At 72.3% G+C, this 12073-nt stretch carries 11 protein-coding genes; 3 read left to right on the top strand and 8 right to left on the bottom strand.

Going from position 1 to position 12073, the window contains the following annotated elements; translation table 11 throughout:
- Positions 1 to 41 precede the first annotated feature (41 nt).
- On the top strand, positions 42 to 1148 hold the full coding sequence (locus tag ACZ68P_RS07070; RefSeq protein ID WP_471003692.1) for a hypothetical protein: 1107 nt from the start codon (positions 42 to 44) through the stop codon (positions 1146 to 1148).
- A 101-nt stretch (positions 1149 to 1249) separates the two neighbouring features.
- Here ACZ68P_RS07070 and ACZ68P_RS07075 read toward each other — a convergent pair whose 3' ends face one another.
- The 5 genes from ACZ68P_RS07075 to ACZ68P_RS07095 all read right to left on the bottom strand — a co-directional run bounded on the left by ACZ68P_RS07075 (position 1250) and on the right by ACZ68P_RS07095 (position 6547).
- Positions 1250 to 2356 carry an LOG family protein gene (locus tag ACZ68P_RS07075; protein WP_471003695.1) on the bottom strand — a complete coding sequence of 369 codons (1107 nt, stop codon included), beginning with the start codon at positions 2354 to 2356 and terminating at the stop codon, positions 1250 to 1252.
- Positions 2357 to 2606: 250 nt separating this feature from the next.
- Complete coding sequence (locus ACZ68P_RS07080) at positions 2607 to 3743, bottom strand: hypothetical protein (protein ID WP_471003698.1); 1137 nt, start codon at positions 3741 to 3743, stop codon at positions 2607 to 2609.
- Positions 3725 to 4450, bottom strand: a complete 726-nt coding sequence (locus tag ACZ68P_RS07085; protein ID WP_471003701.1) for an ABC transporter ATP-binding protein — start codon at positions 4448 to 4450, stop codon at positions 3725 to 3727. The genes ACZ68P_RS07080 and ACZ68P_RS07085 overlap by 19 nt, the downstream gene beginning before the upstream one ends.
- 226 nt (positions 4451 to 4676) lie before the next feature.
- Positions 4677 to 6056 (bottom strand): aspartate aminotransferase family protein, encoded by a 1380-nt coding sequence (locus ACZ68P_RS07090; protein ID WP_471003704.1) that lies wholly within the window; start codon positions 6054 to 6056, stop codon positions 4677 to 4679.
- Positions 6041 to 6547, bottom strand: coding sequence for an Lrp/AsnC family transcriptional regulator (locus ACZ68P_RS07095; RefSeq protein WP_365720598.1), 507 nt, complete (start codon positions 6545 to 6547; stop codon positions 6041 to 6043). The genes ACZ68P_RS07090 and ACZ68P_RS07095 overlap by 16 nt, the downstream gene beginning before the upstream one ends.
- A gap of 178 nt (positions 6548 to 6725) precedes the next feature.
- On the opposite strand from ACZ68P_RS07095, the gene ACZ68P_RS07100 reads away from it, so the two are divergent.
- Positions 6726 to 8162 (top strand): gamma-aminobutyraldehyde dehydrogenase, encoded by a 1437-nt coding sequence (locus ACZ68P_RS07100; protein WP_471003708.1) that lies wholly within the window; start codon positions 6726 to 6728, stop codon positions 8160 to 8162.
- Between the two features lie 212 nt (positions 8163 to 8374).
- Positions 8375 to 8899, top strand: coding sequence for a hypothetical protein (locus ACZ68P_RS07105; RefSeq protein ID WP_471003711.1), 525 nt, complete (start codon positions 8375 to 8377; stop codon positions 8897 to 8899).
- Here ACZ68P_RS07105 and ACZ68P_RS07110 read toward each other — a convergent pair.
- The 3 genes from ACZ68P_RS07110 to ACZ68P_RS07120 form a co-directional block, all read right to left on the bottom strand.
- Entirely contained in the window at positions 8878 to 10080 is a 1203-nt protein-coding gene (locus tag ACZ68P_RS07110; protein ID WP_471003714.1) for a serine hydrolase domain-containing protein, read from the bottom strand. The two genes, ACZ68P_RS07105 and ACZ68P_RS07110, sit on opposite strands and share 22 nt — an antisense overlap.
- A 96-nt stretch (positions 10081 to 10176) precedes the next feature.
- Complete coding sequence (locus ACZ68P_RS07115; protein WP_471003717.1) at positions 10177 to 10881, bottom strand: response regulator; 705 nt, start codon at positions 10879 to 10881, stop codon at positions 10177 to 10179.
- The gene (locus tag ACZ68P_RS07120) at positions 10878 to 12065 is read right to left on the bottom strand and encodes a sensor histidine kinase (protein WP_471003720.1); all 1188 of its coding nucleotides are present in this window, start codon (positions 12063 to 12065) and stop codon (positions 10878 to 10880) included. The genes ACZ68P_RS07115 and ACZ68P_RS07120 overlap by 4 nt, the downstream gene beginning before the upstream one ends.
- Positions 12066 to 12073 lie beyond the last annotated feature (8 nt).

Consider the following 12073-nt stretch of genomic DNA (forward strand, 5'->3'; position numbering starts at 1 on the left):
CCCGCCCATCGGCGTTGATCAACTGCCCTACGCTGCTGCGGATGAGCGGAATAGACGTGGGCAACGGAGTGGTCGGCGCCGTCCTGGGGCTGGTGTTCGCCACCCTGTTCCAGCAGTGGACCCAGGACGTGTGGTTCCGGATCAGACGGCGCTCGGCGGGCGTGGTCCGCAGCCTCACCTTCCGGGCCGAGGCCGGGCCGGCCTGGTCCACCTTCTCCCTCGGCCCGCTGCACACCTCCGCGCTCATCGTCGAGGGCGACGGCGACCGCGCGATCGCCGCCGAGTCGATCCACGTCCAGGTGCTCGACGGCGAGGTCACCCTGCCGGACGACATGGCGGGCTGGCACGCGGAGATCGAGGCCGAGGAAGCCCGCGCCCGGACGGACGGCGACCGGGCGCCGGTGTGGAACGGCCCCCGCTACGCGGTGGAGAGCCTGGAGGTGTCGAGGACCGCCCTCGACGAACAGTCCGAGGTCCATCTGAGGCTGCGGCCGACCGATTACTACACCTTCCTCGCCGCCCAGCAGCTGGACCGGCGCCTCCCGGACGGTTCCACACCCCGTACCCGCTACCTCGACCCCGAACAGCCGCTCACCGCCCCCGCGTTCCTGCAGTGCAGCTTCGCCGTCAACGTCGCCGTGGTGACCTCCGACCACCTGCTCGTCGTGAGCCGGCGGAGCAACCGGGTCCGCATGGCCCCGGGCGTGTGGAACTCCTCCGTCAACGAAGGGCTCTCCCGGCACATCGACTCCTCCGGCCGCAACGCCCCCGACCTGCACGCGGTCGCCCGGCGCGGCATGCGGGAGGAGATGGCCCTGGAGCCGAACGAGTACACGCTCTCCCTGCTGGCCTTCGTCCTCGACGTCGACAAGCGCCACTGGAGCGCCCACTTCTACGCCCGGCTCACCGACATGACGGGCGACCGGCTGCGGGAACGGATGGGCAGGGGAGTGGCCGACCGCTGGGAGCACGACAGTATCGAGTACGTGCCCTTCCGCTCGGCCGACGTCTCCCGCCACCTCCTGCGGCCGGACCGGATCCACCGCTGGGCGCCGCTCGCGCCGGCCCTCTTCCACCTCGCGCTCGTGCACGTGCACGGCAGGGCCTCGGTGGAGCGGGCCGAGGCACAGGCGGTCCGCAGGCTGTAGCCGGAGCCGGAGCCGGAGCCGGAGCCGGAGCCGGAGCCGAATCCGGAGCCGAAGCCGAAGCCGAAGCATGAGCCCGGAGTTCCGGGCCCGGGCCCGCGCGGCTAGGACGCGCCCGACAGCCGCCGCAGGGCCGCCGGCGCCTCGTCGATCGAGTCGACCAGGGCGATCCGGGCCGCCATCGGGCGGTCCGCCGCAAGCGAGCGCAGCAGCGGCCAGGCGGGGAGCCGCTCGGTCCAGTGGACGCGGTCGACCAGCACCATGGGGGTCGGCTCGCCACGGGACTCGTAGTAGTTCGGCGTGGTGTTGTCGAAGATCTCCTGGACCGTTCCGGCCGCGCCCGGCAGGAAGACCACCCCGCCGTCACACCGGGCCAGCAGACCGTCCTCGCGGGTGGCGTTGGCGAAGTACTTGGCGATGTGCCCGGCGAAGGGGTTGGGCGGCTCGTGGCCGTAGAACCAGGTGGGGACGCCGACCGAGTCGCCGCCCCGCGGCCACCGGGCCCGCACCTCGAACGCGGCCCGCGCCCACTCCGTGACCGACGGGGTGAACGACGGCGCCTTGGCGAGGAGTTCGAGCGCCTCGTCCAGGACGGCGTCGGCGAGCGGAGCGGTGTAGGCGCCCAGGTTCGCGGCCTCCATCGCGCCCGGTCCGCCGCCGGTCGCCACGGTGAGGCCGGTCCGGGCCAGGGCCCGCCCGAGCCGGGCGGCGCCGGCGTAGGCGTCCGTGCCCCGGGCCATGGCGTGGCCGCCCATGACGCCGACGACCCGGGTGCCGGCGAGGTGCTCGTCGAGCGCGTCGGAGATCGCGTCGTCGTGGACGGCGCGCACCATCGACGCGAACACGTCGCCGTCCGCCTTCGTCCGCTGGAACCAGCCGTACGCGAGGGCGTCGGGGGTGGACTCGTAGCCCTCCTCCATGACACCGGCGAAGAGGTCGTTGGGGGAGTAGAGCAGCGCGCGGTACGGGTCGAACGGGAGGTCCGGTACGGGCGGGAAGACCAGGGCCCCGTCCGCGCGGACCTTGGCGGCGGCCTCGGGCCGCATCGCGCAGCCGAGGAAGACCGCGCCCGTCGCCGGAACGGACAGCAGCGCGGAGGTCTGGTCGGTCAGGTCGAGCGACTGGAGCCGGTGACCGACGAGGGAGCCGTGGGCGACGGCCGCCGCGAACTCCCGGTGGTCGTGGATCTCGAGCGTGTGGGGGCGGGCCATGGCCCCACGATAGGCGCCCGCGGAGGGCCCTCTTCACCCCGGCGGCCCCGTCGCGAGGGAGCCCCGCCAGGCCCCCGGATCCGCCCAGGACTCCGGCTCCGGCACCGCCGGACCGCCGGAGCGGCCGAGACCCGGGAACCGCCGGACCGCCGGAACGGCCGAAAGCAAGGAACGGCCGAAACCCCGGCACCGCCGGCGCCCATGGACCCCGAGGACCGGCACCCCGCCCCACGGTGAAGGGCCGCGCGCGTCACCGCAGGGGGACCGCCGCCAGTTCGGCCACCAGCCAGGTCAGGGGGAGGAACACCGCGAGCAGGACGCCCGCGCGGAGCAGAGCCGCCGTGCGCAGGACCGTGGGCGGGGCGCCGAGGCGCAGGAGGGCCTCGGTCGTGTGGGCGCGACACTGCTTGGACTCCAGGGCCGCCGTCAGCAGCGTGGCCGTCGTGCAGGCCATCACCAGACCCGCGCCCAGGCCCGTCAGCAGACCGAAGTCGCCCATGCCCGCGTCGTACAGGGTGGCCGCCGCGAGGCCGCCCGAGCCCACCGCGCAGACGACGCCGAGCGGCCGTCCGATGCGCCGGGACTCGTCCATCAGGACGCGGCCGGCCAGCAGCCGGACCGCGCCCGGGCGGACGGACTGGAGGAGGCGGCCGCACCAGTGGGTGATGCCGGGGCCCGCCATCGCCAGGCCGGCCGCGGTGAGGATCCAGCCGGCGAGCACTCCGGCGGGGCTGCCCCCGGAACGTCCCGGCAGGGGGAACGCGTCGCCGCCGCCCCGCCCCGCGTACGTCTCCACCGCGAGGCCCACGGCGAGCAGCGCCACGCCCCACGGCAGGCCGGAGGGTGCCGCCTTCGCCGCGCCCTCCGCGGTGGCCGGCTTCCTCGGCCGCAGTGCCAGGGCGGCCGCGGTCGAGGCGGCCACCGGCAGGATCGCGAGCAGGGTGAGCGCGGCGGCCACCGGGAGCGGCTGCCCGGCGGCGAGCAGGTCGGCGCCCGCCCCGTCGAACGGCAGCCCGGTGATGTCCCCGCGCAGGTGCAGGAAGAACAGCAGCGCGACCATGGAGCCGAGCGTGCAGGAGACCGCCGTGGACGCGGCGGCCAGGGCCGTCAGCCGGGCGGGGCCGAGTCCGACCGCCGAGAGCCCCGGCCGGGGCCGGGTGCTGGGATCCGTACGGGCCACCGCCACCGCGAAGTGCACGGTCGCCGCCATCGGGATCACGCACCACAGAAGACGCAGCGTGGAGGCGGCCGAGTCGGCGGGGTGGCCGAGGGCGTACCCCAGCGTGCACAGCAGCAGGAATCCGACGCCCGCGGACGCCGCGGCGACCAGGAGCCGCCGCAGCAGGACGAGGGGGTGGGTTCCGCGGACTAGACGGAGAGCGAGCACGTGGCGACGCCCTCCGCCCCTGTCGTGCCCGCGCCGCTCACCCGGCGCCCGTCGAGCAGGGCGACCGTGCGGTCGGCGAGGGTGGCCACTTCGGTGTCGTGGGTGGCGAGCAGCACCGTGATCCGGTGCGAGCGGGCCGCGGTCGTCAGGGTGCGCAGCACCTGCGACCCGTCGGCCTGGTGCAGGGAGGCGGTCGGCTCGTCGGCGAAGAGCACCGAGGGGATGGTGACCAGGGCACGGGTGATCGCGATCCGCTGGCGCTGCGACTGGGTCAGGGCGTGCGGCCGCTTGCGGGCGCACATGCCGATGTCGAGCCGCTCCAGCCACTCCACGGCGGTGGCCCTGGCCGCCCGGTGCGAGACACCGCGCAGCAGGAGCGGCAGGGCGGCGTTCTCCCACGCGGTCAGCTCGGGGACGAGGCCGGGCTCGGGACCGATCCAGCCGAAGCGGTCCCGGCGGAGCCGTTCCCGCTGGGCCTGGCTCAGGGTGTGCACGGGGCTGCTGTTGAACCAGACCTCGCCCTGCTGGGCGACGGCCTGCCCCGACAGGCAGTGCATGAGGGCGGTCTTGCCGCTGCCGCGCGGCCCGAGCAGGGCGAGGATCTCTCCCTCGCGGACCCCGAGGGAGACGCCACTGAGCGCGGCGGAGCCCTCCAGGGAGTAGTGCAGGGAACGCGCCCAGAGCACGTCGTTGTCCGGTGGGGCCATCGCGTACACCTCGAGGTCGATCGAAGTCGGATCTGATGTCTGGTCCCCCGTGTTCCCCCGTACGGGGGAACGAAAGGACGGGCCTGCGGGTCACTGGGCACCGTAAGGATTCAGATCCGTTTGTACGGACAGCACGCGGCCCGGGCCGCCGCCATCCACTCGGATGGCGGGCATGCCCGGGCCGGGGGTCACGCCGTGAGGGCGGCGTGAGGTCCTGCGGGGAGGATCAGAGCTTGGTCCACGCCTCGGTGAGCACCGAGCGCAGGATGCCTTCGATCTCGTCGAAGGTGCCCTGGTCGGCGATCAGCGGCGGGGCCAGCTGGATCACCGGGTCGCCACGGTCGTCGGCCCGGCAGTACAGGCCGTTGTCGAAGAGCGCCTTGGAGAGGAAGCCGTAGAGCACGCGCTCGGTCTCCTCGTCCGTGAAGGACTCCTTGGTGGCCTTGTCCTTCACGAGCTCGATGCCGTAGAAGAAACCGTTGCCGCGGACGTCGCCGACGATCGGGAGGTCGTGCAGCTTCTTCAGGGTGTCGAAGAAGTTGCCCTCCTGGTCCAGCACGTGCTGGTTCAGGCCCTCCTTGTCGAAGATGTCGAGGTTGGCGATGGCGACCGCCGACGACACCGGGTGGCCACCGAAGGTGTAGCCGTGCAGGAAGGTGTTGTCACCCTTGTAGAACGGCTCCGCGAGGCGGTCCGAGACGATGCAGGCGCCGATCGGGGAGTAGCCCGAGGTCATGCCCTTGGCGCAGGTGATCATGTCCGGCACGTAGCCGAACTTGTCACAGGCGAACATCGTGCCGAGGCGGCCGAAGGCGCAGATCGTCTCGTCGGAGACGAGGAGCACGTCGTACTGGTCGCAGATCTCGCGGACCCGCTGGAAGTACCCGGGCGGCGGCGGGAAGCAGCCGCCGGCGTTCTGCACCGGCTCGAGGAAGACGGCGGCGACGGTGTCGGCGCCCTCGAAGAGGATCTGCTGCTCGATCTGGTCGGCGGCCCAGCGGCCGAAGGCCTCGGGGTCGTCGCCGTGGATCGGGGCGCGGTAGATGTTGGTGTTCGGCACCTTGTGCGCGCCGGGGACCAGCGGCTCGAAGGGGGCCTTCAGCGCCGGCAGGCCGGTGATGGACAGGGCGCCCTGCGGGGTGCCGTGGTAGGCGACGGCACGCGAGATGACCTTGTACTTGGTGTGCTTGCCCTGCAGCTTGAAGTACTGCTTGGCGAGCTTCCAGGCGGTCTCGACGGCCTCGCCGCCACCGGTGGTGAAGAAGACCTTGTTCAGGTCGCCGGGAGCGTAGTGGGCGAGACGCTCGGCGAGCTCGACGGCCTTCGGGTGCGCGTACGACCACACGGGGAAGAACGCGAGCTCCTGGGCCTGCTTGTACGCGACCTCGGCCAGCTCCTGGCGGCCGTGTCCGGCGTTGACCACGAAGAGACCCGCGAGACCGTCGAGGTAGCGCTTGCCCTTGTCGTCGAAGATGTAGGTGCCCTCACCACGCACGATGGTGGGAACGGGCGAGTTCTCGTACGACGACATGCGGGTGAAGTGCATCCACAGGTGGTCGTAGGCGGTCTTGGAGAGGTCCTTGCTCACGGCTATCGGGTTCCCCACATATAGGTCTGCTTCTTGAGCTTGAGGTAGACGAAGCTCTCGGTGGAGCGCACGCCGGGGAGGGTGCGGATGCGCTTGTTGATCACATCCAGCAGGTGGTCGTCGTCCTCGCAGACGACCTCCACCATCAGGTCGAACGAGCCCGCGGTCATCACCACGTACTCGCATTCGGCCATGGCAGTCAGCGCGTCGGCGACCGGATCGAGGTCGCCCTCGACGTTGATGCCGACCATCGCCTGCCGCCGGAATCCCACGGTGAGCGGGTCGGTGACGGCGACGATCTGCATGACGCCCTGGTCGAGCAGCTTCTGGACGCGCTGTCGTACGGCGGCCTCCGACAGGCCCACGGCCTTGCCGATGGCGGCGTACGGACGGCGACCGTCCTCCTGGAGCTGCTCGATGATCGCCAGGGAGACGGCATCGATCGTCGGGGACGAACCGGATGCGGTCCTGGAGTTCGTGCTTTGACTGGCCACAACCTCACTGTGCACCGAGACTCGTCTGTCTGGCAAGCCGGGAGCGATGTAATTCGTTGTTTCGGCTTTGCAATCACACTGAATCCGAAGTTGCGGGAGGGCGGGCCTGTCGAAAGCGTCCGCCGAGCGACTACTGTGGTGGTGTCTCATCCATCGGGACAGATCGAACTCTGAACGACAGGAGGGGTGGCAAGTGACCACCGAGCTGCGCCGGCTGCGTAACTACATCAACGGGGAGTTCCGGGACGCCGCCGACGGGCGGACCATCGAGGTGGTCAACCCGGCCACGGGTGAGGCCTACGCCACGTCTCCGCTCTCCGGTCAGGCCGACGTCGACGCCGCCATGGAGGCCGCCGCGGCCGCGTTCCCGGCCTGGCGCGACAGCACGCCCGCCGAGCGCCAGAAGGTCCTTCTCAAGATCGCGGACGCCTTCGAGGAGCGGGCCGAGGAGCTCATCGCCGCCGAGGTCGAGAACACCGGCAAGCCGGTCGCCCTCACCGCGAGCGAGGAGATCCCGCCCATGGTGGACCAGATCCGCTTCTTCGCGGGTGCCGCCCGGCTGCTCGAGGGCCGCTCGGCCGGCGAGTACATGGAGGGCATGACCTCGATCGTCCGCCGTGAGCCGGTGGGCGTCTGTGCCCAGGTCGCGCCGTGGAACTACCCGATGATGATGGCCGTGTGGAAGTTCGCCCCGGCCCTCGCCGCGGGCAACACGGTCGTCCTCAAGCCCTCGGACACGACCCCCGCGTCGACCGTCCTGATGGCGGAGATCATCGGCTCCCTCGTGCCCAAGGGCGTCTTCAACGTGATCTGCGGCGACCGCGAGACGGGCCGCGCGATGGTCGAGCACCCGGTGCCGGCGATGGCCTCCATCACCGGTTCGGTACGCGCCGGCATGCAGGTCGCCGAGTCGGCGGCCAAGGACGTCAAGCGCGTCCACCTGGAGCTGGGCGGCAAGGCCCCGGTCGTGGTCTTCGAGGACACCGACATCGCCAAGGCGGTCGAGGACATCTCCGTGGCGGGCTTCTTCAACGCCGGCCAGGACTGCACCGCCGCGACCCGCGTCCTCGTGCACGAGTCGATCCACGACGAGTTCGTGTCGCAGCTGGCCAAGGCCGCCGCCGACACCAGGACGGGTCAGCCGGACGACGAGGACGTGCTCTACGGCCCGCTGAACAACGCCAACCAGCTGAAGCAGGTCTCCGGCTTCATCGACCGCCTCCCGGCCCACGCCAAGGTCGAGGCGGGTGGCCACCAGGTCGGCGACAAGGGCTACTTCTACGCCCCGACCGTCGTCTCCGGCCTGCGGCAGGACGACGAGATCATCCAGAACGAGGTCTTCGGCCCGGTCATCACGGTGCAGTCCTTCCGTGACGAGAAGCAGGCCCTGGAGTACGCCAACGGCGTCGAGTTCGCGCTCGCGTCCTCGGTCTGGACGAAGGACCACGCCCGCGCGATGCGCATGTCGAAGTCGCTCGACTTCGGCTGCGTGTGGATCAACACCCACATCCCGCTGGTCGCGGAGATGCCGCACGGCGGCTACAAGAAGTCCGGCTACGGCAAGGACCTCTCGGCGTACGGCTTCGAGGACTACACGCGCATCAAGCACGTGATGACGTCCCTGGGCTAGAGGGACGGGGCGACCTGAGCGGGCGGCCGGGGATCTTCCCGGCCGCCCGTCGGCGTACCCGCCCCCGATCGACGGCGTGATCGGAGGGTGCCGGGGGCGCGGGCGCCCACGGAGGTGGGGGCGGAGTCGCCGCTCGCCCCCGCCCAGGGGCCGGGCCCGGGAAGGCGGCCCCCGGTTTTTGAACGCGTTCATGAGGGGCGTACGCTGCGATCATGAGCGGCACGAACGGGCCGAGAGCCCTCCTCAAGCGCATCCGCGTCTGGCTGGTCGTCTTCATCGTCTGCCTGGTGCTCAGCGGGGTCACCGCCTTCCCGCTGGTCACCGAAGTGCATCTCCTGGAGAGCGCCCTGACCTCCTGGGCCGCCCCCGTCGCGGACGTCCTCCCGGGGCTGCTGGAGTGGATCCGGCGCGTCGGCGAAGGCCTCGACACCGCCGACGCGCGCTACCCCTTCCTCCTCTACGGCACCGACTGGCTGGCCTTCGCCCACCTCGTCATCGCCGTCGCCTTCTACGGGCCCTACCGCGACCCGGTCCGCAACATCTGGGTCGTCGAGTTCGGCATGATCGCCTGCGCCGGCATCATCCCCCTCGCCCTGATCTGCGGACCGATCCGCGGCATCCCCCTCTGGTGGTCGGTCATCGACATGTCATTCGGCGTCGTCGGGATCGTCCCGCTGCTCGTGGTCCGAAGGATGATCAAGCGCCTGGAGGCGCTTCAGGCCGTCGGCGCGCCATAGGCCGCCACCACGAGGTTCCTCGCCACCTCGTTCATGCCCTGGCCCTTCGCGTCCGTGGAGTTGACGCTGTAGACCAGCGTGCGCGAGCCGTCCCGGGTCGACGCGATCGCCGCGTTGTAGCCCCAGCGGCCGCCCGTCTTGCCCCAGACCTCGCGCCCGCCGAGCTTCTGCATCGAGAGTCCCGCGGCGTACGCGGCCGGGGCGCCGGTCTTGACGTCGGTCACCTTCGGAAGCGTGAACATCTCCTCCAGGAGGGGGCCGCGCACCACCCGTCCCCGGAAGAGCGCCTGGGTGAAGCGCTCCAGATCGGCCGTCGTGGAGATGAGGTCACCGGCCGCCCAGCCGTCCGTCGTCCCCCACACCGACACGTCGCGCAGCCCGGTCGTGCCGTCCTCCAGCCTCATCGACTGGTAGCCGTGGTTGTGCGGCCCCCTGATGCGCGGGTCGGCCCCCGGCAGGTAGGTGCCGCGCAGTCCGAGCGGCCGCAGGACACGGGCGGTGACCTGGCGCTCGTAGGTGTCGGCCGTCACGCGCTCGATCAGCAGACCGGCGATCGTGTAACCGATGTTGAGGTAGTGCTGCCGGGTCCCGGGAGCGAACTCGCGCTCCTTCGCCGTCGCCGAACGGACCATCTCCCGGGGGTCGTGCACCCGGAAGCGGTCGGCGTACCACTCCTCGACCGTGGTCCCGGCGAAGTCGGGCGCCGGGATACCGTGGGTGTGGTTGATCAGCTGGCGGACCGTCACCCTGCCGTAGCGGGCGGGAATCAGTTCCGGCAGATAGGACCGGGCCGGCCGGTCCAGATCCAGCCGTCCCTCGGCGGCCAGCTGGAGGACGACCGCCGCCGTGAACACCTTGGTCACCGAACCGGCCCGGAAACGGGCGTCCGGATCGGCCGGCGCGTTCGTCTCCAGATCGTGCACGCCCGCGCTGCCCCGCCAGGTGCCCTCCGTGCCCCCGACCCGGGCCAGCGCCGCCGTCGTCCGGCCCGACGGCAGCCCGGCGATCGCCGCCTCCAGGGCGGAGTCCGGCACGGGCGCGGACACCGCGGCCCCCGCGGGCGAGACGGGCGAAGCAGCGAAGGCGCCGGCCGGGGCGGCGCCGGCCGGCAGGACGGCCGGACCGGCGGCGACCCCCAGGACGAGGGCGGCGGCGAGCAGCGTGCGGGTGGTGCTCTTCATGGTGAACTCCGTGGATGTGAGCCGTTGTCGTCGATGGCTCCATCCTGCTGACCGGGGCCCTGCCCCGGATCGCCCGCACCGGCGGTCTTCGCGCGGTCAGTTCCTCGCCGACGCGGGGGAGGAGGACCCGCCTCCGGCTCCCCCGGCGGGGGGAGAGCCCGCCGTGACCAGCCCCGTCTCGTACGCGCAGATCACCGCCTGGATCCGGTCGCGCAGCCCCAGCTTCGCGAGCACGTTGCCGACGTGGGTCTTCACCGTGTGGTCGCTGACGACCAGTTCCGCCGCGATCTCCGCGTTCGACAGACCACGGGCGAGCAGCAGCAGCGTCTCGCGTTCCCGGGTCGTGAGCTGCCCGAGCCGGGGGTCCGTGCGACGCGGGCCGCCCGAGGTGTACTGCTCCACGAGCCGCCGGGCCACGGACGGCGCGAGCAGCGAGTCACCCCGCGCCACCACCCGGACCGCGTGGACCAGGTCGTCCCGGCGGACGTCCTTCAGAAGGAAGCCGCTCGCCCCCGCGTGCAGGGCGTCGTAGACGTACTCGTCCGAGTCGAAGGTCGTCAGCATGACCGTCCGGCACCCCGAGCCGGCGCCGATCGTCCGGCACGCCTCGATGCCGTCCATGCGCGGCATCCGGATGTCGAGCAGCGCCACGTCGGGCGCGTGCAGGCGCACGGCCTCGACCGCCTCGATCCCGTCCCCGGCCTCCGCGACGACCTCGATGTCCGGCTGCGCGTCGAGGATCATCGAGAACCCGCTGCGCACCAGCTCCTGGTCGTCGGCCACCACCACACGGATCGTCAACGCGCCACCTCCGCCGTGGAGGCGACGGGCACCCGGGCCCGCACCTCGAAACCGCGGCCGTCCGGTCCGGGCCCCGTGACGGCCGTACCGCCGTGCGCGGCGGCGCGCTCGCGCAGGCCGACGAGGCCGTGCCCGCCGGAGCCCGGCTGCGGGCCGCGACCGTCGTCCCGCACCACGATCTCCAGGGCCCGGTCCTCGTAGGCGAGCAGGACGGACACCGTCCGGGCGCGCGCGTGCCTGACCACGTTGGTCAGCGCCTCCTGGACGATCCGGTAGACCGTCGCCCCGGTGGCGGCGGGCAGCGTCCGCACCTCGCCCGCCGTGGCGTAGGTGACGTCGAGCCCGCCGGACCGCACCCGCTCCACCAGGTCGGGAAGGCCCGCGAGGCCCGGCTGCGGCGCGCGCGGGGCGTCACCGGACCCGTCCGGCGGGCCGTCGCCCTCCCGCAGGACCCCCAGCATCCGGCGTAGCTGCGCCATGGCGTCCCGGCCCGTCTCGGAGATCGCGTCGAAGGCGGCCTCCGCCCGCTCCGGAGCCGTCCGCACCGCCACCGGACCGGCCTCCGCCTGCACGATCATGAGGCTCACGGCGTGGGAGAGGATGTCGTGCATCTCCCGCGCGATCCTGGCGCGCTCGCGTGCGGCGGCCTGTTCCGCCTCGACCCGGTGGGCCCGCTGACGGGCGTCGGTCAGCCGGCCGAAGACGTACGCCGCCGCGAACACGAAGAGGGAGAAGGTCAGTTCGCGCACCGACCGGGTGTTCAGCCACACGGAGACGGGCACCGCGAGCGTGAGCAGGACGACCGTGACCAGACGGTCGCGGGGCGGGCGGATCGCGGCGATCGTGTAGACGATGACCAGGCCGGTGTACGGCAGGGGCTGCCCGGGGCCGTCCACGGCGATCCGGTACAGCGCGCTCGTCGCCAGGATCGCCAGGAGGACGGTCATGGGAGCGCGCCGCCGCCACGCCAGCGGCAGGACGGTGAGGGTGGTCAGCCCGTATGCCTGCCAGGTCGCGGGCTCGAGCCCGGGGGCGCGCGGTACGACGAACGGCATGGTCATCGCCGCCTGGACGAGCAGGGCGAGGCCGATGTCGACCGCCCAGGGCCGGGCGCCGAGCAGTGTCCTGCCCCGGTCCCACCAGCCCCGCCCCGCGGCCCGTATCCCCGCCCCCGGAGTCCCCATCCCCCCTC

The sequence above is a fragment of the Streptomyces sp. NPDC036822 genome (assembly GCF_055609145.1).

Coding starts and splice junctions, on each gene's coding strand:
- ACZ68P_RS07075 (WP_471003695.1), bottom strand. CDS start 2,356: ATGGCCCGCCCCCACACGCTCGAGATCCACGACCACCGGGAGTTCGCG.
- ACZ68P_RS07070 (WP_471003692.1), top strand. CDS start 42: ATGAGCGGAATAGACGTGGGCAACGGAGTGGTCGGCGCCGTCCTGGGG.
- ACZ68P_RS07085 (WP_471003701.1), bottom strand. CDS start 4,450: ATGGCCCCACCGGACAACGACGTGCTCTGGGCGCGTTCCCTGCACTAC.
- ACZ68P_RS07120 (WP_471003720.1), bottom strand. CDS start 12,065: ATGGGGACTCCGGGGGCGGGGATACGGGCCGCGGGGCGGGGCTGGTGG.
- ACZ68P_RS07105 (WP_471003711.1), top strand. CDS start 8,375: ATGAGCGGCACGAACGGGCCGAGAGCCCTCCTCAAGCGCATCCGCGTC.
- ACZ68P_RS07110 (WP_471003714.1), bottom strand. CDS start 10,080: ATGAAGAGCACCACCCGCACGCTGCTCGCCGCCGCCCTCGTCCTGGGG.